The organism is Aeromonas sp. BIGb0405 (genome assembly GCF_024807335.1).
Taxonomy (GTDB): domain Bacteria; phylum Pseudomonadota; class Gammaproteobacteria; order Enterobacterales; family Aeromonadaceae; genus Aeromonas; species Aeromonas rivuli.
In genome coordinates this window covers 303,524-326,388 of the sequence record NZ_JANUEP010000003.1, presented here as the reverse complement: position 1 = coordinate 326,388, position 22,865 = coordinate 303,524, and the positions used below count along the sequence as shown (strand labels likewise).

21 protein-coding genes are annotated in these 22,865 nt (G+C 54.7%); 11 read left to right on the top strand and 10 right to left on the bottom strand.

Annotation, left to right across the window (positions count from 1 at the left end):
• The first annotated feature begins 11 nt into the window (after positions 1 to 11).
• The 7 genes from hisH (at position 12) to M2366_RS09765 (ending at position 4,798) form a co-directional block, all read left to right on the top strand.
• Positions 12 to 623, top strand: a complete 612-nt coding sequence (gene hisH / locus M2366_RS09800; protein ID WP_042043208.1) for an imidazole glycerol phosphate synthase subunit HisH — start codon at positions 12 to 14, stop codon at positions 621 to 623.
• A 5-nt stretch (positions 624 to 628) separates the two neighbouring features.
• Positions 629 to 1,399, top strand: a complete 771-nt coding sequence (hisA, locus tag M2366_RS09795; RefSeq protein ID WP_259269595.1) for a 1-(5-phosphoribosyl)-5-[(5-phosphoribosylamino)methylideneamino]imidazole-4-carboxamide isomerase — start codon at positions 629 to 631, stop codon at positions 1,397 to 1,399.
• Entirely contained in the window at positions 1,399 to 2,172 is a 774-nt protein-coding gene (gene hisF / locus M2366_RS09790; protein WP_259269594.1) for an imidazole glycerol phosphate synthase subunit HisF, read from the top strand. The genes hisA and hisF overlap by 1 nt, the downstream gene beginning before the upstream one ends.
• Positions 2,165 to 2,794, top strand: coding sequence for a bifunctional phosphoribosyl-AMP cyclohydrolase/phosphoribosyl-ATP diphosphatase HisIE (hisIE, locus tag M2366_RS09785; RefSeq protein WP_259269593.1), 630 nt, complete (start codon positions 2,165 to 2,167; stop codon positions 2,792 to 2,794). Before hisF ends, hisIE begins: the two co-directional genes overlap by 8 nt.
• Positions 2,795 to 3,122: 328 nt before the next feature.
• Complete coding sequence (locus M2366_RS09775) at positions 3,123 to 3,413, top strand: hypothetical protein (RefSeq protein ID WP_259236082.1); 291 nt, start codon at positions 3,123 to 3,125, stop codon at positions 3,411 to 3,413.
• 161 nt (positions 3,414 to 3,574) lie between these two features.
• A complete protein-coding gene (locus M2366_RS09770; protein WP_259236081.1) occupies positions 3,575 to 3,874 on the top strand; it encodes a hypothetical protein in 300 nt (99 codons plus the stop codon).
• Between the two features lie 387 nt (positions 3,875 to 4,261).
• Entirely contained in the window at positions 4,262 to 4,798 is a 537-nt protein-coding gene (locus M2366_RS09765) for a glycine zipper 2TM domain-containing protein (protein ID WP_042043201.1), read from the top strand.
• Positions 4,799 to 4,905: 107 nt separating this feature from the next.
• Here the strand turns inward: M2366_RS09765 and M2366_RS09760 are convergent, their stop codons facing one another.
• The 6 genes from M2366_RS09760 to M2366_RS09735 form a co-directional block, all read right to left on the bottom strand.
• Positions 4,906 to 6,018 carry a fimbrial protein gene (locus M2366_RS09760; protein ID WP_259236080.1) on the bottom strand — a complete coding sequence of 371 codons (1,113 nt, stop codon included), beginning with the start codon at positions 6,016 to 6,018 and terminating at the stop codon, positions 4,906 to 4,908.
• Between the two features lie 105 nt (positions 6,019 to 6,123).
• Positions 6,124 to 7,233, bottom strand: coding sequence for a fimbrial protein (locus M2366_RS09755; RefSeq protein WP_259236079.1), 1,110 nt, complete (start codon positions 7,231 to 7,233; stop codon positions 6,124 to 6,126).
• Positions 7,234 to 7,291: 58 nt separating this feature from the next.
• Positions 7,292 to 9,808, bottom strand: coding sequence for a fimbria/pilus outer membrane usher protein (locus M2366_RS09750; protein ID WP_259236078.1), 2,517 nt, complete (start codon positions 9,806 to 9,808; stop codon positions 7,292 to 7,294).
• A gap of 135 nt (positions 9,809 to 9,943) precedes the next feature.
• Positions 9,944 to 10,642, bottom strand: a complete 699-nt coding sequence (locus tag M2366_RS09745; protein WP_259236077.1) for a molecular chaperone — start codon at positions 10,640 to 10,642, stop codon at positions 9,944 to 9,946.
• A 49-nt stretch (positions 10,643 to 10,691) separates the two neighbouring features.
• On the bottom strand, positions 10,692 to 11,246 hold the full coding sequence (locus tag M2366_RS09740) for a fimbrial protein (RefSeq protein ID WP_224430496.1): 555 nt from the start codon (positions 11,244 to 11,246) through the stop codon (positions 10,692 to 10,694).
• A gap of 288 nt (positions 11,247 to 11,534) precedes the next feature.
• Entirely contained in the window at positions 11,535 to 12,542 is a 1,008-nt protein-coding gene (locus tag M2366_RS09735; protein ID WP_259236076.1) for a helix-turn-helix domain-containing protein, read from the bottom strand.
• Between the two features lie 430 nt (positions 12,543 to 12,972).
• Between M2366_RS09735 and M2366_RS09730 the strand changes: the two genes are divergently transcribed.
• On the top strand, positions 12,973 to 13,980 hold the full coding sequence (locus M2366_RS09730) for an AraC family transcriptional regulator (RefSeq protein ID WP_259236075.1): 1,008 nt from the start codon (positions 12,973 to 12,975) through the stop codon (positions 13,978 to 13,980).
• A 125-nt stretch (positions 13,981 to 14,105) separates the two neighbouring features.
• On the opposite strand, the gene M2366_RS09725 is transcribed toward M2366_RS09730, so the two are convergent.
• Both M2366_RS09725 and M2366_RS09720 read right to left on the bottom strand, forming a co-directional pair.
• Positions 14,106 to 14,531, bottom strand: a complete 426-nt coding sequence (locus M2366_RS09725; protein WP_259236074.1) for a hypothetical protein — start codon at positions 14,529 to 14,531, stop codon at positions 14,106 to 14,108.
• A gap of 161 nt (positions 14,532 to 14,692) precedes the next feature.
• Entirely contained in the window at positions 14,693 to 17,920 is a 3,228-nt protein-coding gene (locus tag M2366_RS09720) for an ExeM/NucH family extracellular endonuclease (protein ID WP_259269592.1), read from the bottom strand.
• 765 nt (positions 17,921 to 18,685) lie between these two features.
• Between M2366_RS09720 and M2366_RS09715 the strand changes: the two genes are divergently transcribed.
• The 3 genes from M2366_RS09715 (at position 18,686) to M2366_RS09705 (ending at position 20,703) form a co-directional block, all read left to right on the top strand.
• Positions 18,686 to 19,264: a PhnA domain-containing protein gene (locus M2366_RS09715; protein WP_259269591.1), complete on the top strand. Its 579-nt coding sequence runs from the start codon at positions 18,686 to 18,688 to the stop codon at positions 19,262 to 19,264.
• A 211-nt stretch (positions 19,265 to 19,475) separates the two neighbouring features.
• Entirely contained in the window at positions 19,476 to 19,658 is a 183-nt protein-coding gene (locus M2366_RS09710) for a hypothetical protein (RefSeq protein ID WP_042043195.1), read from the top strand.
• Between the two features lie 409 nt (positions 19,659 to 20,067).
• The gene (locus M2366_RS09705) at positions 20,068 to 20,703 is read left to right on the top strand and encodes a LysE family translocator (protein ID WP_259269590.1); all 636 of its coding nucleotides are present in this window, start codon (positions 20,068 to 20,070) and stop codon (positions 20,701 to 20,703) included.
• Between the two features lie 158 nt (positions 20,704 to 20,861).
• On the opposite strand, the gene M2366_RS09700 is transcribed toward M2366_RS09705, so the two are convergent.
• Positions 20,862 to 21,878: a Wadjet anti-phage system protein JetD domain-containing protein gene (locus M2366_RS09700; RefSeq protein WP_259269589.1), complete on the bottom strand. Its 1,017-nt coding sequence runs from the start codon at positions 21,876 to 21,878 to the stop codon at positions 20,862 to 20,864.
• A gap of 38 nt (positions 21,879 to 21,916) precedes the next feature.
• Positions 21,917 to 22,828, bottom strand: a complete 912-nt coding sequence (locus M2366_RS09695; protein ID WP_259269588.1) for a PhzF family phenazine biosynthesis protein — start codon at positions 22,826 to 22,828, stop codon at positions 21,917 to 21,919.
• Positions 22,829 to 22,865 lie beyond the last annotated feature (37 nt).

Here is a 22,865-nt window from a genome sequence, read left to right as displayed (position 1 = left end):
AGGATCTGCTGATGAGCACACAAAATCTGGTCATTATCGATACTGGCTGCGCCAATCTGGCCTCGGTGCGCATGGCCTTCGAGCGACTCGGGGTCAGCCCCAAGGTGAGTTGCGACGCCCGCGATATCCGCGCCGCCGACAAGTTGATCCTGCCCGGGGTGGGCACGGCGGTAGCGGCCATGAGCAACTTGAACGAGCGCGAGCTGGTGCCGCTCATCCGCGAAGCCCGCCAGCCCCTGCTCGGCTTTTGTCTGGGCATGCAGATGCTGGCACAAGCCTCGGAAGAGACCATGAATGAGAGCGCCGAGCTCCCCTGTCTCGGCATCATTCCCGGCAAGATCAAACTGATGGAGGTGGGCACCCTGCGTCTGCCCCACATGGGCTGGAACCAGATAGAGCACGATGAGACACACCCTCTGCTCAAGGGGATCCCCAGCGGCAGCTACTTCTACTTTGTCCACTCCTACGCCCTGGAAGTGACCGAGGCGACCCTGGCCCGCTGCGACTATGGGGTACCCTTCACCGCCATCGCCCATCAGGACAATGTGTTTGGTGCCCAGTTCCACCCGGAGCGCTCCGGCGCCGCCGGTGCCCGTTTACTGCAAAACTTCCTGGAGCTATGACAAGGATGATTATTCCGGCAATTGATTTGATTAACGGCCAGGTGGTGCGCCTCTATCAGGGCGATTACGACCAGAAGACCGAATACGCCAGTGCCCCCCAGGCGCGCTTCGATGAATATGTCTCCCAGGGCGCGGTGCAGCTGCACCTGGTCGACCTCGATGGCGCCAAAGACGCCAAGGCCCGTCAGCTCGCCCTCATCGCGCAGCTGCTCTCGGCCACCGAGGCACCGGTGCAGGTCGGTGGCGGCGTGCGCTGCGAACAGGATGTGGCCGACTTGCTGGCCGCCGGCGCCAACCGGGTGGTGATTGGCTCCACCGCGGTCAAGTCCCCCGAGCTGGTGGCGAGCTGGATGGAAAAATACGGCCCCGAGCAGATAGTGCTCGCCCTGGACGTCAACATAGACCCGCAAGGCAATCGCAAGATAGCGGTGGCAGGCTGGCAGGAAGACAGCGGCATCACCATAGAGGCGCTGATCGAGCGCTTCCTCCCCGCCGGGCTCAAGCATGTGCTCTGCACCGACATCAGCCGGGATGGCACGCTCAAAGGGTGCAACGTCGAGCTTTATCGCGATCTCTGCGCCCGCTACCCGAGCGTGGCGTTTCAAGCCTCGGGCGGCATCGGCGGCATTGAGGACATAGAGGCGCTCAAGGGCTCGGGGGTCAAGGGCATCATCCTCGGCCGCGCCCTGCTGGAGGGCAAGTTCAGCGTGAGCGACGCCATCAATTGCTGGGCCAACCAGGGGGAAACCCTGTCGCCACAAGAAGGAGGCTACTGATGCTGGCAAGACGCATTATCCCCTGTCTGGACGTCAAAGATGGCGTCGTGGTCAAGGGGGTGCAGTTTCGCAATCACGAGGTGATGGGCGGTATCGTTGATCTCGCCCGTCGCTATGCCCAGCAGGGCGCCGACGAGCTGGTGTTCTATGACATCACCGCCTCAAGCGATGACCGGGTGGTCGACAAGAGCTGGGTGAGCCGGGTGGCGGAGGTGATCGACATCCCCTTCTGCGTCGCCGGTGGCATCAAGAGTGTCGACGATGCCAAGCGCATCCTGGAGTTTGGCGCCGACAAGGTCTCCATCAACTCCCCAGCCCTGGCCGATCCGACCCTGATCACCCGCCTGGCCGAACGCTTTGGGGTCCAGTGTGTCGTGGTCGGCATCGACTCCTATTTTGATGAACAGAGCCGCCAGTATCAGGTCAAGCAGTTCACCGGCGACGAGAGCCGCACCCGCACTACCGCCTGGAATACCCTCGACTGGGTGAAAGAGGTGCAACAGCGCGGCGCAGGTGAGATAGTGCTCAACGTCATGAATCAGGACGGCATGCGCCAGGGTTATGATCTTGACCAGCTCAAGCTGGTGCGCGCCCAGTGCAAGGTGCCCCTCATCGCCTCGGGCGGCGCCGGTACCATGGCGCATTTTCGCGATGCCTTTATCGATGCCGATGTGGACGGGGCCCTGGCCGCCTCTGTGTTCCACAAAGGTTTCATTCCCATACCCGAATTGAAGCGTTGGCTTAGCACCCAAGGAGTCGCTATCCGTGAATAATCCATTGATTGATCCCTCCCTCATCGACCGGCTCGACTGGGCCAAGTGCGATCAGATGATCCCCGCCATGGTGCAGCACGCCGCCAGCGGTCAGCTGCTGATGCAAGGCTTCATGACCCGCGAGGCCCTGGCAAAGACCCTGGCCAGCGGCCAGGTCACCTTCTTTAGCCGCAGCAAGCAGCGTCTCTGGACCAAGGGCGAGAGCTCGGGCCATGTCTTGAAGCTGGTCGCCATCAGCACTGACTGCGACAGCGATTCCCTGCTGATTGCCGCAGACCCGGTCGGCCCCACCTGCCACCTTGGCACCCCCTCCTGCTTCGATGGCCACCCGCTGCCGCCCCTTGGTTTTCTCGCCGAGCTTGAGCAGATCCTGGCGGCGCGCAAGGGGGCCGACCCTGCTACCAGCTACACCGCCAGCCTCTATGCCAAGGGCACCAAGCGCATCGCCCAGAAGGTCGGGGAAGAGGGTGTCGAAGTGGCGCTGGCAGCCATGGCGAAAGACAGAGAAGAGCTGATCAACGAATCCGCTGACCTGCTCTATCACCTGACAGTGCTGCTGCAAAACGAGGGGCTGGGCCTGAAAGATGTGGTACAGCGCCTCCATGAGCGCCACAACAAGTGATCAACGGATCCATGTTGACCCAGCGCTATCACCTGACGGTGCTGCTGCAAAACGAGGGGCTGGGCCTGAAAGATGTGGTACAGCGCCTCCATGAGCGCCACAACAGGTAGTCTTTGCACCGATAGACAAAACGGGCCCTGATGGGCCCGTTTTTATGCGCCTGCGCCCTCTTCGCGGGAGTTACCATTGTCAAGCCGCCTCAGGGGACTCTGCGCCCCCGATCGGGCCGGAATACCAAGGCTGGCGGCCCCCCCTAGACAGGGAGTCGCCTCTCAATGAGCTCGCGACGATAATGGCCACTCTCCCTTGCCACTCAGCCCCAGACTCCATGAACAAATACCAGGTTTTTGCCACCCAGGAAGCACCCGAAGCCTTCACCTTGCTCGACATGGCCGCCGCCGACTTTTTCAGGGACAAGCAGGCACTGCTGTCCCAGGGCTTCGAGGTTATCGGGGAACCCATATTGGCCCCCGATCCCCGGTCGGCGGTGCAATCCCACCAGCTCAACATGGCAGAACCCAGCCGCCCCTATGGTGCCCCCACCGCCCACGGCGCCTTCATCTATTTGCTGCTCCATGCCCCCCGGCTATTTGGCAAGAAAAAACCGCGCCAAGGCTGAGTGCGCGCGCCTTAGCGCAGAGCAACACAACCCCGCAGCCATTCACCCGCAGCCTGAAGTCAACCTGAACAACCGACTCCGTTTGACGCCACAGATGGGGCCTGCCAAGGCGGGCTCCCTGCGGGGATAATGCCGCCATGCTATCCAAATCCAGAGGTTGTATGAGCAAATACCAGTTCTTCCGTCAGGGGCAGGATCCCGCCAGTGTCACCTTCTTGCTGATGTCATCGCCGTCCTTTTTGCCGGAAAAGGAACAACTGCTGGCCCAGGAGTTCGAGGTGGTGGGGGATTACATACAGGCAGACAGTGACCAGGAGGCCCTCGAAAAATTCCGAAGCGGCATGATTGAACCTCTGGAGGAGTACACCAAGGCGACCGAAGCGGGGGGACTCTACTACTTCATCAGCGGCCTGTGGGAGGCGCTGAACAAGTGGGTCAGGGGCACCAAGTCGCCCCGCTGAACCCGCTTGCCGGGGCCATGGCGACAGGGCCCCGTTCATCGCTCTCTTTATACTATCCGCAAACACTCTTCCCCCAGAGTTGGCCGCCGCCTCCTTGCCTCTGCACAAGAGAAACCATCTGGTGTCTCAACCCTGGCCGGTCGAGGTAGCAGTCCCGGCTCGTCAACGCCCCCTCTTTCATCGCCCGCCACCGGCCCCACTCCGCCGGATGTTGCAGCTATCCGGGCCTGACTTGTCGCTATTTACAGACACCCTTTGCAGGCGGCGGTTTTTGGCGCAGTCAATCCTTGTCGCAATCGGGGGGCCTTTGCCTTGAGACTATTGCGTAAACTGCCAAGATAGCGGCAAGCCTCATCGCAGGCAGCAACAGACTGTAAGGAGAGAGAGATGAACAAGTCCCTGTTAGCCGGTCTCGGCATCGGTATAGCCTCGGCAGTGACCCTCTCGGCGGTGGCAAGCGGCTCACTGTTTGAGTCCAAGCCCCAGTTCGCCGAAGTGCTGGCCAGCAAGCCTGTCACCGAGACCATCAAGACGCCTCGCCAGGAGTGTCGCAACGTCACGGTGACCCACCGCAAAGCGGTACAGGATCAGCACAAGATCCTCGGCACCGTGGTCGGCGGCGCCTTGGGGGGCGTACTCGGTCATCAATTTGGCGGTGGCAGCGGCAAGACGGTGGCCACGGTCGCCGGGGCGGCGGCGGGCGGCTACGCCGGTAATCAGGTGCAAGGCAACATGCAAAACAATGACACCTACACCACCACCGAGCAGCGCTGCAAGACGGTGCAAGACAGCAGCACCCGCACCCTGGGCTATGACGTCAGCTACAAGCTGGCCGGTCAGGAAGGGGTGATCCGCATGGATCGCGAGCCGGGAAAAACCATCCCCGTCAAGGATGGCAAGCTGGTCATCGACAGCCAGAGCTAAGCGCAACGCCAGCTCAGGCCCAACAAAAAGCCCATCGATTGATGGGCTTTTTGTTGGGCCTGAGTCATGACATGGGCTGCAATATGACCCTTTATCTCTCAAGGGGGTTATTGGTATTCGATAAGAAACGCCATGGTGCCGTTGGCATCGCCAGGCGTCACCTCGGCTTCGGTCTGAATATAGCGGGCTAAATAGGGCAAGTACCGGGTCGGGCTGCCATCCATGCCGGCAATGAAGTCTATCGGCTGGTTGAAGCTGGCCAGGCGGCTTCCCTGCTGAATCGCTATCTGTATTCCGATCCCCTCAGCCTGGCGGCCGGTATCTGCCAGGCCCATGATGGCCAGGCCATCATCGATGATGGTGGTATTGGGCATCAAACTTGCTTTGATGATATTGGGGGATCTTGCCCCCACCCCGGCACTGCCATCATTGCTGTAGAAAGTATTCTGCCCATCGTTAAGGGTGCCATGAAAGGTTGGGCACTGTTGCAACTCAATGTTGAATGGCACCCAAGGCATCCCACTGCCCACCCCTTTAAAAGCAGCGATATCATGACGCCCCAGCTCAACATAAACATCCGGTGTCATGCAAGATTGAGAGACAATATTGATGGCACCACTGAATGACACCGTTTCCACCGGATAGCGGGTACCATCATCCATGACAAATTCGGTTTTAATCGTCGGCAACATATTGCCACTTATGGTACCCGCTGAAATGGGACCAATTTTAATAAAGTTAATATCAAAGGAGGGATCGAAATTTATGGAGTAGTAACTATTTTCAGCCACATTTCTCGTCACCCTGGTCCATGGAAACGCTGTCCCCGAATACCAGGCGGCTACCCCTATACCCGGCACCCCTGTCTCATAGACTCGTCCGCCGAAGGGAGTACCACTCCAGGAGGAGAGTGGCAGCGGCAGCACCAAAAAGTCATCGACCTCGCTATAGCTGTAAGGCGTCGGTGACGGCTCACAGTCATAGTATGCCCAATGGGTTGCCTTGAAATATTGACGAAAAATAATGGTGCCATCCGGCGTATCGGGCCCCACCGTCAAGTTTCCCCCTTGCAATACCGAGGTGGTATCCACCACCGGATTCTCTGGCCGTACTGTGCACTTGGGGGCCGCCATGGCCGGTTGGACAATGCCCAGATAGAGCGCAAAAAAACCAGCCCCCCCTATTTGAAGGGGCCCTTTGATAACATCTGCATATCCCATGCTGATATTTCCTTTTTTATATGATGAGTACCGACGTCTTAAATAACGCTCTTTTGGTATCTCTATCGGTTAAGGGGTCTCCCATCGCCCTGCCTGTTCACCTCGTTATTTATATTCAATCAGGAAAGAGACAGTGCCATTGGCATCCCCCGGGGTGACAGTCGTCTCCGTCTGTATATAACGGGCAAAATAGTTCACCGTCCGAGAGGGGGAACCATCCGAACCCTGGTAAAAAATGGTGGGCTTGCTGAAGGTCGCGGGCCTACTCTCCTGATAAGCCGCAATCTGGATCCCCACCCCGCTAGCCTGGCTGCCGGTGTCGGCCAAGCCCATGATCGCTTGGGCATCATCGATGATGGCGGTATTGGGGGTGAGGCTCACCGTGATGGAGTTGGGGCTCACAGCACCGACCCCGCTGCTGCCATCGTTGCTGTAGAAGTTGTTCTGACCATCGTTGATGGTGCCATAAAAGGTCGGACAATTTTCCATCCGAAGCTGGAAGGGAACCCAGGGGGTGGCACTACCCTGACCGCTAAAGTTGCTGGCAATATCATGGCTGCCCAGATCGACACTGACATCCGGGGTGGTGCACGACTGGGAGACGATGTTGATGCTGCCGCTCATCGCCGCCCTGATGATGGGGTAATGGGTGCCATCGTCCATGACCATGTCGGCCCGCAGGGTGGGCAACTGCCCCCCCTGTATGGTGCCAGGGCTGATGGGACCCGTCTTGATGAAGCTGATATCAAACTCCGGGATAAACGCCTTTGTAAAGACGGAAAGGGCATTGACATCGGCTGGGTTCTTCGACAAGGGGAAGGCGGTGCCAGAATACCAGGCGACTACCCCTATACCCGGCACCCCTGTCTCATAGACCTGGCCCCCGAAGGGGGAGCCTCCCCAAGAAGAGAGAGGCAATGGCAGGCTCTGGTAATCGTCGTATTCATGCAGGCTATAAGGGGTCGGCGAGCTGGCGCACACGTATCTGACGTTGTAGGAGGGCTTGAAATATTGGCGAAAAATGATGGTGCCATCCGGCGTATCCGGCCCCACCGTCAGGTTGCCGCCTTGCAAAACAGCCGTGTAGTTGATGACCGGGGTTGCCGCATCTATGGTGCACAACGGCGCTGCCTGGGCAAAGAGCGGCACGCCTGTATAGAGCAGCAGCGCAACAGCGCCTCGTTGGATCATCATCTTGAAATTACAGCTTGTCATCTTCATGTTCATCTCTTGTTTGCACCCATCAACGGGTAGCCAATATCATTTTCATCGCTTATAACGGGAGGCACTCGGCCTCGAGACGCGCAATCGCGAAAGGTTGGTCTCCCGTCAGGGAGGGGGTCAATGCATACTCGAGTCGACACTCCTTGTTCTTTCCCTCGCCCCAGCTCAGCACCAAAGAGCCCGCAGACTGCGCCACCCTGGCATAGAGCTGTCCTCCCTGACCGACGGCTCCGACGTAATCTCCTGTTTCATCCCGCACCTTGGCACCAAAGGGCACCGGCTTGCCCTGGTAGCGGGCATTGATCAGCAAGGGAGTTCCTTGCCTGGTCTGGTATTGCGCTTTCACCACGGCTCCCGCCCTGGGAACGACTTTCAGCAGGGTGTTTTCCAGACCGACATCCGCTGCGATGCCATTGGGATCCAACTCGATATTATTGATCTGATAGGCGGTCAAGTTCGGCACCAATGCATATCCATTGCCATCGACCCGCACCCCTGGGTATGACGAGACGGAGGCCCCTTCGGCCCCTTTGGCCTCCACCAAGGCAAAGGTGTTAGCGTTATAAGGCGTCGCAGTAATACCCCCCTCATGGGCAACCAGGGTGCCCGTCAGGCCAATTGTTTCGCTGTTATAGTAATAACCCGAATTGATACTCCCACTGAGGTTGGTAACCGGGGTCCGATATTGGCCGTAAGTTGTGACACTGTTTCGACCTCGGTAATCATGCAGCATTGAAAGGCCATAACTCATTTGGTTATCTTCCCCGGCGGATCCGGAAAGCGTGGCCTGTTGTGCCAAATGACCACTGCTGTCACGAGAGAGATCAAGACGCAACTGAGGTGTATTGGCACCTACTCCTAAGGGCATACTGAAATTCAGCAATACGGTATCTTCAGCATCATTATTCTGGTTGTAACTGCGATTCAGGCTAAGTCCATATGACAAGGTTCGATATTGATTGCTATAACCAGCCTGATACTGTTTATCGGTTTCACTTCGGTTCCAATAGTTTTGTACCGAACTGCTGACATACACATGGCCCCAGCCAACAGGGAGACTCTGGCTGGCCGACACGGTGAAGCGATTTTTTGCTCGAAAAACCTGATCACTTTTACCACCACGATCTATGACGTCTCTCGTCTGCATGGCTGTTTGAAAGTCCATGAAACCGTCCGAGGAGAAACGGTTTGCGGCAATGGCAAGATTGCTGCCCGTTGCCTGAAAATCTTTGCTGTAACTGACTCGATAACTCTGTCCGCTCAGTTCATTGCCCATCACGCCGCCCTCCTCTCCCAATTCCGTCTTGGCATAGGAGATGTCAAAAGAGAACGCGCCTACAGGGGTTCCCATGGCAGAGCCAAGCAAACCGGTGTAATAGTGATCGCTCGCCTGTCCTCCGCTATAGAGGGAGAGATAGTTAGTCAAACCAAACTGGTAAGTCATTTCCAATAACGATGGTGAGCTGATGAGGCTGGTCGAATAATATTTCCCGGCCGTAAATGAATATTTGGCCGTACCAGGACGCAGCAATTCAGATACTGCGTTATAGGGTACCTTGAAATGATGTTCTGAGCCGTCAGCCTCATTGACACTCACATCCAGGTCGCCGCCATAGCCCGTCGGATAGAGGTCATCAATGACAAACTCACCTGGAGACACCGTAGTGTCATAAATGGTCTGGTTATTTTGCCGTATGATGACTCTCGCATTCGTGCGCGCAACCCCTCTCACCTCAGGAGCATAACCTCTTAATGAGGAGGGCAGCATGCTGTCATTACTGGCAACACTGATACCGCGATAAGGCAGGCTGTCAAATATTTGGCCTGTGGTGTTTGATTGCCCTATGGTGATGGTGCCGCCGATGTTTGCTGAATCATGACGAACATAATTACTGATCATGCTGTAATCACTCAGACCATAATCGGCCCAATTATATGATCCTTTATGTCTGAAGTACCAAGATCCTATGTTTAGTCCCGCATCAATACCAGCATAGATGGAATTGTTTCTCACACCATGAGATGCACTACTATAGCCATTAATACCATAGCCCAATAACAGCGCAGGTATACCACTTTCCCATAGGTTCTCGTTGACAGCACCACGAGCCACCTTCAGTAAATAGCGTTGCGGAATACTGATATCCAGGCGCTGCTCATTGCTGTCAAAGTTCACCGCAGAAGCAGGAATAAAATTGGCAATATTGATACATGTCGATCTACCATCCAGTTCATCGAGGAACTCTTTGGGCAATGACTGATAGTCAAAATTTATATTTTTAATGATCGTCAAATCGACGCAGGGGAAACTCTCGCCATTATCCCCGCGTATAACTTCAATCTCTTTCCTCATTGAGACAACATCATTGATGTACAGATCTGCCGTATAATGACCGGGTAGTGCCATAGCTCCCTTGCCAAATTGATGCAGGTCAATACTCTTGCCGCCAATTACATGCAAGAAAGAGGGATCGAATTCTACCTCTTCTGAGTCAGTATTATAATCACGATCTGTATCATCCTGACCCGCCAATACCATTGACGAATAAGCATAAAATAACACCATGGACAATTTCGAGATGCGTGTTTTATAAGATGTCAAGTTTCTCATGAAAGTGACAGTACATATATTCATGTTATCGCCCATAGGAATATGCTAGGTCAAGGGAGTTACAAAATAACGCCTGACTAGAGGAAATAATTAATTCAAGACCGACTCAAAAGGGATGATGGCACCATAGTCATTCACATAGGTTCCCTTGACCTGATTGGCACTGCCTTTAAGCTTGAATAACTTACTACTCTTGGGGGGAATCATATCGCCATCGATAGAGTTACCCGCCAGCGACAGACTCGCAAAAGAGATATAATAGGGGCTGCTATTTTTCGCTTCGACGCCATTTTGTCTCTTCTGCCAGCTAACAAACTTTACCGCCTCGTGGGGTAAACCAGACAAACTGGCAGGACGATAAAATATCTTCAGGCGTGAACGAAATGCCATTTGAAGAGAGTTGTTATCTTTTGCCAACTTTTTCTTTGCTGGGATCTCCAACACGTTCAGCCAAAAGACACTCTCCTTATCCATCGGCAACTGACTGCCAACGTAGCGTAATCGCAAAGTCTGCCCCTTGCCTGGGTCGAGGCGATTTATCGGCGGAGTTAAGATAAATGGGCTCTTGATATCATCAGGCCTGGCATCAATATCGCCCTCATCAACCCAGCTTTGGATCAGCACGGGTATTGCTCCCATATTCTCCAGCTTGACGGATACTTCCTGACGATCAGATTTGTATATTACTCGCGTCCCTTTTATAACGACACTCGCTGAAGTGTTCATGCTAAATGTTGTTAAAAAAAGCATGCAAATCAACCCTATCGAACCGGGATAAATCGTTCTCATATATTCCTCTCAAAAGATACAGAGAGAGGAGGCCTCTCTCTGTAATGAATTATTTGTATTGAATTGAATAGGTAACATTGCTGGTGACAGTACCTGGTGTTGCGCCACCGGCCGGGGTGATATATTCAACCAGGTATGGAAGCACGGCACTGCCGCTGGACGTATCGACCATGGTGGTATTGGTCACCTGGCTGCTATTGCCCACCTGGATCACATCCTGAGATGCACTCGAACCATCACGCAGCTGCAAGCTCACATTGGTGGCTGTACCGCCCATGTTATTGAGCAGGCCGCTCGCCAGGTCAACTGAGGTGCCTGCTTCAAAGAAGGCAGATGCCGTTTGCAATGTGCCAGCACAGTTACTCAGGGCCATATTGAATGCAGTAGTCCCAGTGGTGTCATTTGCCGCAGCCAAAGTGTTTGCACTTACGGTTGGCAGTATTACCGTCGCATCGGCACCTTGACCATCAATACTCACATCGCAAGTGGTCGCAGTTAACTCACCATTGAATGTGATGGTGCCAGTGGATGCCGCATTGGCGATACCTACTTGACCAAACAGTGCAACAGCAGTGGCCGAAACCAGGATTGTTTTCTTCATCATTTTATTGCTCCATAAATACAAGAAAAATTAAACAGTAAAAAAGCCTCAAGTAACAAAAAGGCCCAATATCCACCCGACGGTAAAGCAACTAACCGCCCATAACAGAATGTATAAATCCATGGACTAAATCGTTCATTCAATCTTTGTTGTCAGGCAGTCATCACATGATACAGATCCATGTGAGATCATCCCGTACAATCGATGCACCAATGCGTGCATAATGCGCAAGGTAAACTGCAATTCAGTGCTGCTCTAATTAATAATCATGACGCTATCCGCGTAAAATGGCTAACCAGCTCTCTTTAACGGCTTTACCATTTTTCCTCGCCACTGATTTGGCGACATACCCGTCCAGCCCTTAAAGCACCGACTGAATACGGATACATCAGAAAACCCCAAATGGAATGCAATCTGAGTAATAGATTCATTTCCTTCAAGGGCTCGTACGGCCATCTCATACCGAACTGATTTGAGGAGCTCAGAATAGGACTTCCCTTCTGCTTTCAGCCTGTTTTGTAACGTTCTCACACTGATGTTGAGACTGTTCGCAACGGTATAGATAGATCCACTACCAAAGCGAAGGGTGTTTCTGATGACTTCCTCTGTTTGCTCCCAGATAGTAATCACTTTATCATTTCTTAACTCCTCAACCTTGTGGTTGATATAATCCAACACCTCATGTTTTTCTATCTCAAATCCTCGCTCCAGCCATGTCTGTGGAAAGCAAACGCCATTGAACATACCGCCAAAGTCGATGGGAATGTTTTTCTCCTTGAGATTGTGTGGTGCTGGTTGCTCCAACACTATTCTGCATAGATGACTATCACCTAATGATGACAGCTGGATGTAATTGTATAAATATGTCGATATGGCCTGGCAGATACCGGGGTATTGAATACTGTCCGAGTAATCACAACCAATCGAGATGGCACAGTAACCATCACGCGCACTCTCCTGTGAGATATAAGCGCCAGAGACATAAATGCTGATGTTCTCTTTCAAAAAACTCAGGGCATTGGACAAACTGCTTTGCAGTCTGAATCCAAGGGCCAGGGGGCCGGTGAAATTAACACCTGTAGCTTTCGCCAACCAAAAGCCAAACAAAGGGGCATTAGCCACTTCTGCAGACAGATCCAGTAGTCTGACATAGGCTATAAATGGGATCACTCCCTCTGCTGTATCTTTAAGTAAGTTAGGTTCTATCCCAACCGCATCCAACATTGAGTAGTGATCAATTTTGTAATGACTACACAATGCCTTAAAGTCTCTTAACACTGTCACCTTGATGAACTGCATCGCTATTTTTCTCCATGCACATGCAAAAACCGCGTTGCATTAAAACTATTAAATGCGCAAAGACGCGCTTATAAAGTAAACCACGCTCACTCCGCACTGATTTATTCATGTGCAGAGATAGCGGTGGATTAAGGTGGTTTTCATAGGCTTTACAGAGGTTAACTACTCAAGCGCTTGTCCACTCAATTTCTATGGTGGAAAGTCTAGCAGCAAGGTTGCGAGGCATGCTTGACCAATAGCGAAATTCACATGACCAATGACGGAAAGGGCTTCGAACGACCCACACATAGGCATAACAATATGATTTTAAATGATTTTATGTTGAAGAATTTTAGTTTCACTTGATTTTGTGACAGACAGGAAGAGGCTTGAGTAATGGCTTCAGTTGCATCAGACTAGGCGCATATAGATGCTACCTCTGGATATGCTGATGAAACGGAAATTCATCGTAAGGGCGGAATGTTTATTTCACTTTGAGCACTTCGTCAGATCCCATAACGGGAATCCTGTTACATTGATGAAGCAGGTCGGTTTGACCCCGGCCCAGATCAGAAACCCTGATAACTACATCCCTGTAGTATCGGTAGCAGACCTATTTTCTCTCACCGCCAAAGAGTTAAAAATGCCATTGTTTGGCATGCATTATGCGCTGATTGATTATAGGTCAAGGCTGGGTGCCCTATCCGTGGCCTTAACCACTCGTAAGAGCATGCAGGAAATAATTGCGCTATTAAAAGATAAATTTTATGTGCACAACAATAGTCTTGTATTTGATTTCTCTGATAGTAAAGCGCTTGGGATAATCAGTATCATCAACCTTGCTGACCCAGATGGGCGCATGATGCAACAGCTATCTCTCTGTCAAACGCAGTCATTATATAAATTACTCAATACAAGATTGGGTATACCAAAAAAAGATCTGCACATGAATGTTATGATGTCTTCTCCAGAAGAGTATAGTGATGAACATCATAAACACATTCAGTTTTCATCCGGTTTTAATGGGGTTAGCTTCCCAATGAAATATGCCGACAGCTCTCCAGTTATTTATGAGGAAGATGTCAACTCACTCGTAGATAACGTATTAAGTAAAATGGTGTCATCCTATCCTGATAACTTTGAAACAAAATGCAAGCATACTATGATAGAACTTCTTAAAGCGGGAGAATGTAGTGTTGGGCGATTGGCATCCACACTGGGAATATCTATCAGAAATCTACAGGCGGCGTTAAAAAAACTTAATACCAGCTACACAATTATGTTGAAAGAGTGCCGATTTCAACAGGCCTGCTTCCACCTTTCACAGGGGCAAGAAAACATTACCAATATTGCATTTGAATTAGGATTCTCTGACCCCTCTGCATTTAGTCGGGAGTTTAAAAAGTGGACGGGAATGTCCCCTCAACAATGGAAAAATCAACAATTTCCTGAAGGTTAGATTCATCAGCAGCTTTCCATAGCTAGCCACAACTGAACAAGTAGCAAACACTTGTGCCAATATGCCTTTTAATGGAATCACAGGGTTTACATTCAAAAATGTATACATAACTTAAAACTACATGATTACATTTTAGAGTCAATTTTTTTGTTTCTTAAAATTGTTTTCCCAATAAATAATCGCTCGTCAACTTCCATCTGGGAGATATTCAAAATATTTGCAATATCTGCACGACAAAACCTCCCTTTTATCTGCAGCAGCAAGGGTATTTTGTACTTCATCGGAAGGTTTTTCACACTCTCTTTTACACTTTTTCTATTACTTTCTTGTTTACTACAGTGGCTATCTTCCTGAGCAGATAGTGCCACCATATGCTTGATGGCACACAAACGAAACTCTCGATAATCTTTATCGCTAGTATGATAATACTCTTTGAACAATTGGGTTACAGTACCTTCGACGCGCACTCTGTTGCCAAACCAGAACTCAGCATAGGTATACAGTTCGATAAATATCTGACATATCGACAATTTCAAGACCTGCGATGACATATCCGTCTCCCTGAGCGCTCGTTTAATCAGACAATAGTACTCATCTATCGACCCTCAATCTTAACAAGTTGCGAAATAAAGCTGGCAAGTCGCGAAATTAAAATAAGTTTAATCTCTCAATAAAAAGGGGAGCCAAGGCTCCCCTTTATCAATTAGCTAACTTAACTATTTTTGCGGCCAAAGGGCCACCAGGGTTTGTCGTTGTCTTCTATCTGTACCCGGGTCTGGCGTTGCTCTCCCGCCACGGCGCCGCGCACCTGACGCAGGGTGGCGGTGAACTGTTCAGTCCCCTCGACGAACCAGTCATCCAGGATCAGCACCTTGACCGATTTGCTGCCGCCCTCGCCCGCCGCCCAGCTCACGGAAGGGCTGAGCCAGGGCAGGAAGTCCAGACCCCAGTAAGCACTCTGGCCCTGGAAGGCAAGCTGGGCCCGGGCAGGTTGACTCAGGTCGCCGCTGCGTACCAGCGGGATCTCGGCGAACCACTGCCCCTCGCTGACTCGCATCTCCCCTTGTGCCATGGCGATGGTGGCCGCCATCGCCTTGTCCTTGATGGTGACCAGGGTCTGACTCTGCTCACCCAAGGTGGCGCCGCTGGCATCCTGCAACATCAGGGTGAACTGCTCATCCCCTTCATGCAGGCCATCGCTAAAGACCGGGATGCTGATGGTCTTGCTCTCTTCGTCGCCCGCTAACCAGTTGAGGGTTCCGGAAACCGGGGCCACATCGGTGGCCCCTGCGCTGCCAAACACCAGACGGTAGTCGACGCTGGCCGCCCCATGGCTGCCATCCTTGCGGCTCACGGTCAGAGTCAGGGTCTGACCCTCTTCCACCTGGGCCACGGCACTGTCGAGGGCAATGACCCCGGCAGGCGGCTCGGGATAGTCGATGGCAATCAGCACGGGATCGTGATCCGAGGCGCTGAAGGGACCTTCCGACTTGGCCAACTGGCCGCTGTACTTGACCCCGTACTCGAAGAAATTGCTCTCCGCCGAGTTGATGTGCCAATCCTCTATGCCCACCACCTTGCTGGCCAGGGAGGCATTTGCCAGGGCGTGATCCAGATTGCCCAGCTCCCCTTCGTAGCTGTAGGAGTAAGTGTCGGTGCCGTGGAACTGGGTATTGAGGTTGACAAGCCCGGCCCCCTTGCCAAGGGCACTGCCTTGCTCTTCATAAGGCTGCCCCGCCAGCGTGGTGAAGGAGGCGCTCAGGATCTGGCGCGCTTGCGCCGCCGGATCATAATCGGTCAGCACCCGGATGGGATCTTCCAGCCCATAGGCATTCAGGTCGCCGAGCAGCAGCAGATCGCCGCTCTCAGTGGCCAGCTGCTCGCCGAGCACCTTGGCGGCGGAGACCCGCAGGGCATTGCAGTGGCCCTGACCATCGAGGGGATCGGCGCTGGCGTAATCCGGATAATCTTCAAAGCAGGCCGACCCCTTGGACTTGAGGTGGTTGACCACCAGGGTCAGCGGCGCATCCCCCTTGGGTGAGGTGAAGCGTTGCAGCAGGGATTCCCGCATGCCCTGGCGAATGGTCACCGGTTTGCCCGCCGCGTCCTGGGTCTCGGCGACTTGTACCGGCAGCGGGATCAGCTCGGCGCCACCGGCAAGTTGCACCTTGGCCGGTTTGTAGATAAGGCCGACTGTGATGGCATCGGTGCCGATAGGCTGGCCATCCGGAGAGGCTACCCAGGCATAGTGATCCGCCTCGTCGGGCAAGGCCCCGTTGAGCGCCGCCACCAGATTGGCGATGGCCGAGTGTTCGCCATAACCGTTGTTCTCTATCTCCATCAACCCCACCACATCGGCGTTGAGGCGGGTGATGGCGCTGACTATCTTGGTGCGCTGCAACTCGAACTCAGGGACCGTCAGGGCGCCGCGGTTGCTGCCGGTCGGGTTGGCATCGCCCCCCACCACGCTGGTGAAGAAGTTGAGCACGTTGAAGCTGGCAATGCGCAGATCGCCGGTCATGGCAAGTTCTGGGGTGTCACTCCTGTCCCAACCGCCATGGTCCACGTCGGCACTGCCAATCTGGTTATCGGCCACCAGACGGTACTGGCTGTAGGAGTAACCGATGGCCCCTTCGAGGTTGTTGAGCTTGTCGCCGATACGCAGATAACCCTGCTCCGGATGGAAGCCCGGGTACCAGGGCAGAACGCCATCCGGCGCCTTGGCATCGGTCTCGACCACCAGCTGGTTGGCAAGGTTGCGCGCGGCCCAGTCGCTCGCCTCCTGGCTCATGGCCGGGAACTTCTGGGTCGACTTGATGAGCGGCGCCCCATAGGCCAGCACCAGGTTGTTGCGTTTGCCGTCGTAATCGAAGCTGAAGTTACGGGTCACCACCAGGCTGGAGGCTGGCACCAGCCGCACCCGCATCCCTTCATGGCGCTCGAGCAGTGCCTGCAGGGATTCGCCCCCATCGGGCAGCAGATCCACCGCTGCCAGCGGCTGCACATTGGTATCGGTCACCACCAGATCGGTTGCACCTATCTGGGTCTGGTTATAGTACTCGGCCACCTTGCCTTGCACACAGACCTCGACCCCGGGCTTGATGGCGGGGTTGCTCTGGGTGCTATGGACGAAGAGGCCATCCGAGGTGCGCTCATCGCCATCCCCTTGCATTTCCTGGATGAAGAAGCCTTTGTAGAGGCCATTGACCACCTGGGTCACCCGGCCACGGGTGGTATAGGTGATATCGGATTCGAAGCGACCGGCGGGCACCAGCGGACTGGTGGCGCCACTGCCCTGAATGGCCGGAATGGGGGTCAGCCCATCGACCGGGCAGACAAAGGCATTGGGGGGTGTGCTGTCATCGCAGGCCGACTCGCCGTTGCAACCCAGGCCGCTGGCGTCATCCTTGGTAAAGGCGCTGAACTCCAGGGCGGGATCGAAGGGGGATCCGGCATCCACACGGCCCTGATTGACGGTGGCCTTGCGGCGCAGGGTCATGTCCAGGGTGCTGACCGAGCCCGATTGCCAGGCGCTGCCAGGATCGACCCCAATCTGTCCCAGGCTGTCGGCCAGGTCGTCGCCACGATAGAGCACTAGGCCGTCGTCACCGTTGAAGGTAAGATTGCCACTGGTCTGGTTGGCCTTGGCGAGGATATCGGCACTGGCGCTCGGGTGGGCCAGTACCAGACTCGCCCCCGGGGCAAGCTGCCCTTGCAGGGTCAGGCTGTTGGTCGGGCCCTGGGCCAGGGTGCGACCATTGGCATAGAGGGCGAGGCGGTAGTCGGCGAGGTTCAGCGCCGTGCTACCCAGGTTGCTCAGCTCGATTGCCTTGTTGTTACCGGTTCCTTCCAGGTACTCGGTGATGAGCAATTGGGCATGGGTTTGCCCTGACAGGGCCAAGCCAACGGCCGCCGCTATCAGTGAATGTCGTCCAGACATAAGCCAGTATTCCTTTTTTATTGGTAAATTTGTTAATGACCCGCCAGGCGGGCAGCACCTTATTTCAGCTGTATTGGCTGAGCCAAATACCGCGCTAATGTGCCAGTTTGGCTCCCTTCATGCCGCGAGCTGGTTAACAATTACAGGATTTTGTTGCGCATCAGTGACAGAGCAGGCAGTGACCGAGTGAAATAACGTTGAATAAATCGACAACGTCAGGAATAAGCGTGATGGATAGCATGGGAGCACAGGCTGGCATCCATGTATCACTGGGCAAAGACCGCCAGCCCATGGATAAGAGGGAAGATTTAAATTCAAATAAAAACAGATAGATACATATTGTCTTGGCGTTTTTAACGATACCTGTCGGCTATTTTCATGACAATCACAAACGAGCCGATGCGTATTCCACACCTCCTTGTGATGCGGGAAAATAACCGTCAAAACATGACGCACCATCACCCGGGAAAGGGGGCTCCATGTTCCCTGGATATATTGTCGACAGCACGCAGGAAAATCCCAGCAGGTCATCCTCCTTCATGGGGTATAAATAACCATTCATATCGCGCCTTATCCAGCTTGGATGGCGATTGCAATCCCCTCCCCCCATATAGGGTCCCGTCGGCGGCATAGCCCCGACGCTTTTCCCTGACAAACAGAGGGGATTTATGCTATATTACGGCCCCTGTTATGGCGCTCGCCCAAGGCGCGCCTCGAATCACTTATCAGGCCCAGCGGGCCTCTCATCATCCGGGACTCCTTGATATGACCATCAATGCCATCTTGCAGGCGCGCGCTGGCGCCAAATGTGAACTGTGCAGTGCCGAACAGGCCCTGACTGCCTATCAGGTTCCCCACTCTCCTGCACAAGATGATGATCACAGTGCCGCCCTGTGCGCGACCTGTCATGACCAGCTGACGCAACCTGACACCACAGTCGTCAACCATTGGCGCTGCCTGGGTGACAGCATGTGGAGCCAGGTCCCGGCTGTGCAGGTACTGGCATGGCGCCAGCTCAAGCATCTGGCTGGCCAAGGCGAAGTCTGGGCCCAGGACCTGGTCGACATGATGTACATGGAAGAAGAGACCAAGAGCTGGGCCGAAGCCGGCAGCAGCGCGGAAGATGACGATAGCGTCGCGACCGTCGACTCCAACGGCGCCGTGCTGGTCGAGGGGGATGCAGTCACTCTGATCAAGGATCTGGAGGTCAAAGGGGGTGGCTTTACCGCCAAACGCGGCACCCTGGTCAAGGGCATACGCCTGACCAACAATCCCCTGCATATCGAAGGCAAGGTCAATGGCGTGCAGATAGTACTGGTCGCGGCCTACCTGAAGAAAGCCTGATAAACCATACTGTTACATCGAGAATAAACAGCGCCCTCCGGGCGCTTTTTTATTGTCCTCCTCACCGAGGATCAGTGACCAGTGCCATAGTGGTTTGCGACACACCCTCCACATCGTCGGAAAGCCAGCGCCACTTGGCTCATCGTTCAGGCTTGACATGGCGGATATTTGCACTACAGTGTATATACATTGGCGATACGCGAGAAACCAGATGGAACAGGTGCCACGCAAGCGGGCCAGCAAGCCCAAGAAGGACGCCCAATTAATCATCCGCCTCTCGGGCGAGGAGCGGGATCAATTTATCGACCTTTGTGAGCAGCAAGACAGCTCGGCCTCCCGAGAGATCCGCCGCTTCATTCGGCAATATATTCGCTCACAGCAAGACGATAATTAACCCTCATCATCAGTCAAGTCGTCGATGGAGAGACAACCCAGGGCACCCTGTGCCGACATTAAGGAAGAATGGAATATGGCTAAGGCATCCAAGAAAGACATCAAGAAGAAAATTGAAGCTCGTCAGGCCAAGATCGCCAAGCACGAAGGTAAGATCAAGAAGCTGAAGAAAGCCCTGAAATAAGGGCTGCCATGATGAAAAACCGCCCTCAGGCGGTTTTTTCTATTCGGCGTTTCATCGCCCGGACCTCAGCTCGCATCACCCCGCCCCAAGGCCAGGTGCCAGACAATATTTGTGTGGCAGACGAGAGTTGGAAGTGCCCAGGTGCGGCCCGGATCGAGCCGCCACCTATCTTGCTGGACTATCCCCTTGGCACAGAGGCATGATGCATTTTTTACAAGGGATAAATATGAACCTGGATACATGGATGTTGTTCCTGCTTGCCTATCTGCTGGCAACGCTGACCCCGGGCCCCAATGTCTTGCTGGTCGTCAAAAATGGCCTGCAACTCGGTTGGCGCGCGGCGCTGCTCACCATCAGCGCGAATCTGCTCTGTCAGGCCATCCTTATCTTGCTGGTCGCCATGGGCGTTGGCGCCCTGTTGCAGACCCTGCCTCCTCTGTTCCTCGCCCTCAAGCTGGCGGGTGGCGGCTACCTCATCTATCTCGGTTACAAGGCGCTGCGGGCCGCCGGCTCGACTCAACAGGGTGTGGTGCTGACCGGCTCGGCGAGCAGACCCAGACAGCACTTTTCCCTGTGGCGTGAGGCCTTTCTGGTCTCTGCCAGCAACCCCAAGACCATTATTTTCCTCTGTGCTCTGCTGCCCCAGTTCCTCGACCATCAGAGCCCGCTGCCGCTGCAGTTTTCTGTCATGTATCTGACCATCTGCCTCATCGTCAGCCTGGTGCATCTGAGCTATGTCGCCCTGGCCAGACGGGCCGGTCGCTATTTCAACCCGGCCCGCAGTCAACGACTCTTTACCCGCCTTAGCGGTGGGATCTTTATCACTCTCGGTGGCGCCATCTTGCTGAGCGGGCGGCCTTGAGGTTGTGTCCATCCTCTCTGGTCCTTACCTAGTCCCAGCCTGAACCCGGCAACCACCACAGAACATGTCTCTGGGTATTTCCCAAGACGTCGATCACTGGAGCCATTTCCGTGGCGACGCCTTTGAAAAGTCGCGGTAATGGATGCCCCCGAAAGAAGTCAGTTTTTACCGTGTAATGACATCGGGGTTTCACGAAGAGACCATGACGTCCAACGTCTGGCCGACACCAGGACTTCCTGTTCCAGCCATGCTTTATGGGTTATCAGATGAGTCAAGGCTTCTATCAACACCCCACTCGACTGAACGCTAGCGAGTCGCCAAGGGATCTTCCCTCTGCTGCTTTTCTGCCCTTCCAACTGGCGGATCAAGGGGCGAGCGTAGCGGCATGCATATTCCATGAGATCCTCTGGCAACCAGAGTGCTAGAGGCCTGTTCATGGCGACGGCCAGCCCGCTGGCAATATCCACGCCACGCTGATCCAGATCGCCAAAGTGAGCCCAGGCAATAGCAGCAGGCAGTAAAGGGATCACTTGTTTGGCCAACACCGTATTGCGACCCGGCACATAGAGCAGCAACTCCCCCTGTTGCAGGGGGTAATCCACAAAGGCACCTTTGTTCTCCACCGTGATAATCTGCTTACCTTGCCACTCGACGCCTTGCAATCTGGCCAAGGCGCGCTCTGGTAAGGCCATCTCACCCAACATATTCAGGCTTTCATCTGCGCAATAACGGCTGCCATCTTTCCATAACAGAGATAGCGATGAAGCACTGCGAAGCCGGATCACTTCATCATTGAATACCCTCACCCCCAGCGCCTCAGCCCGCGCCAAGTGGGCAGGAGACAAGATGGCTTTACAATCTTGCAACCAGAGCCCACTCAGGGTCGCACTGTTAATACTCGCGGGTAACTGCCCCCCTAACGCCGCCAATACCGCCTCACCCGACCAGGGCGACTCGCCTGCTGTTTGCGCGAGCTTTCCTATCAAGAATTCACGCCCCCGCTCGGTCAACTGACGCCGCTCACCCCGCCCTATCGGCTGCACCCCCCTGACATTTTTCAACATCTCCTCCAGCTCGCGACCCGCACGGCTGGTGAGCAAGATCCCCTGCCCCGCCGCCAACGCCAGCAGACGTTCACTCAATGCCCGGATCTCGACGCGCTCGAAAAATGTCATCGGCTTTCCCCTCGTTGCTTGGATATAGGGCGGTGGGCTCACATCAGCCGGGCCTTGCCGGATACCCGGATCGAACTGCCTGGCTCGGCCGGGATCTCGGCATGCAGCCGCGATCTCATGCCCATGTCTTCCCCCTGGATCAGATCAATCATGCCACCGTGGGGCCACCGGAGATCACGCAGGTACCCGGCAAAGGCCGCGGTGGCCGCCCCAGTTGCCGCGTCTTCATAGACACCACCATAGGCAAAGGGGTTACGGGTATGAAACAGCTGATGACTCTCTGCGTGGCTCAACAATATGGTCACCCAACCTTCACGGCGCATCAGGATCTGGCCCTGGGCAAATTCATAGTCCATGGCCCTGAGCGCCTCACGGCTGTTCAAGGCCAGCACCAGATGATCGGCACCGCCATGGATAAGTGCAGGGGGAATGCGCGGATCGAGATCTGCCGCGTGATAACCAAACAGCGCCAGGGCCTCGCGCACCACATCGGCAGGTGCCGGCTGGCTGCGAGTCAAAGGGGATTGCAAGGCCGCGAGCCATTGTCCCGCCTCATCCTGCCAGCCCGACACCCGGATTGCGGCCTGGCTGAGGCTCAATCCAACATCCCCGGCCCCGAAGCGCCGTGCCAGGGCAACCCCCAGGGCTATGGTGGCATGACCACAGAAGGGTACCTCTGCCTCGGGGGAGAAGTAGCGCACCCGCCACTCCCGCGGTGCGGGGTGTGCTCCCCCGGACGACGGGTGTGCAGAGAGGGGCGCCGCGAATGCGGTTTCCGAGAATCCCACCTCGGCGGCGATACGCTGCATCTCGCTCGCCGCAGGCAAGCTTGCGCCAATCCAGACTCCTGCTGGATTGCCACCTTGCTCGCCATCGGCAAAGGCCGCGATGCGGGTCAACTCAGTGGTGATAACCCCGTCCGCCTGGGCCGGGTGCTCGGGTTGCGTCATGACAACTCCTTGTGTCCATTGATACGGGGGAGCGAGC

Coding starts and splice junctions, on each gene's coding strand:
- hisH (WP_042043208.1), top strand. CDS start 12: ATGAGCACACAAAATCTGGTCATTATCGATACTGGCTGCGCCAATCTG.
- hisA (WP_259269595.1), top strand. CDS start 629: ATGATTATTCCGGCAATTGATTTGATTAACGGCCAGGTGGTGCGCCTC.
- hisF (WP_259269594.1), top strand. CDS start 1,399: ATGCTGGCAAGACGCATTATCCCCTGTCTGGACGTCAAAGATGGCGTC.
- M2366_RS09775 (WP_259236082.1), top strand. CDS start 3,123: ATGAACAAATACCAGGTTTTTGCCACCCAGGAAGCACCCGAAGCCTTC.
- M2366_RS09770 (WP_259236081.1), top strand. CDS start 3,575: ATGAGCAAATACCAGTTCTTCCGTCAGGGGCAGGATCCCGCCAGTGTC.
- M2366_RS09765 (WP_042043201.1), top strand. CDS start 4,262: ATGAACAAGTCCCTGTTAGCCGGTCTCGGCATCGGTATAGCCTCGGCA.
- M2366_RS09760 (WP_259236080.1), bottom strand. CDS start 6,018: ATGGGATATGCAGATGTTATCAAAGGGCCCCTTCAAATAGGGGGGGCT.
- M2366_RS09755 (WP_259236079.1), bottom strand. CDS start 7,233: ATGACAAGCTGTAATTTCAAGATGATGATCCAACGAGGCGCTGTTGCG.
- M2366_RS09750 (WP_259236078.1), bottom strand. CDS start 9,808: ATGGTGTTATTTTATGCTTATTCGTCAATGGTATTGGCGGGTCAGGAT.
- M2366_RS09745 (WP_259236077.1), bottom strand. CDS start 10,642: ATGAGAACGATTTATCCCGGTTCGATAGGGTTGATTTGCATGCTTTTT.
- M2366_RS09740 (WP_224430496.1), bottom strand. CDS start 11,246: ATGATGAAGAAAACAATCCTGGTTTCGGCCACTGCTGTTGCACTGTTT.
- M2366_RS09735 (WP_259236076.1), bottom strand. CDS start 12,542: ATGCAGTTCATCAAGGTGACAGTGTTAAGAGACTTTAAGGCATTGTGT.
- M2366_RS09730 (WP_259236075.1), top strand. CDS start 12,973: ATGAAACGGAAATTCATCGTAAGGGCGGAATGTTTATTTCACTTTGAG.
- M2366_RS09725 (WP_259236074.1), bottom strand. CDS start 14,531: ATGTCATCGCAGGTCTTGAAATTGTCGATATGTCAGATATTTATCGAA.
- M2366_RS09720 (WP_259269592.1), bottom strand. CDS start 17,920: ATGTCTGGACGACATTCACTGATAGCGGCGGCCGTTGGCTTGGCCCTG.
- M2366_RS09715 (WP_259269591.1), top strand. CDS start 18,686: ATGACCATCAATGCCATCTTGCAGGCGCGCGCTGGCGCCAAATGTGAA.
- M2366_RS09710 (WP_042043195.1), top strand. CDS start 19,476: ATGGAACAGGTGCCACGCAAGCGGGCCAGCAAGCCCAAGAAGGACGCC.
- M2366_RS09705 (WP_259269590.1), top strand. CDS start 20,068: ATGAACCTGGATACATGGATGTTGTTCCTGCTTGCCTATCTGCTGGCA.
- M2366_RS09700 (WP_259269589.1), bottom strand. CDS start 21,878: ATGACATTTTTCGAGCGCGTCGAGATCCGGGCATTGAGTGAACGTCTG.
- M2366_RS09695 (WP_259269588.1), bottom strand. CDS start 22,828: ATGACGCAACCCGAGCACCCGGCCCAGGCGGACGGGGTTATCACCACT.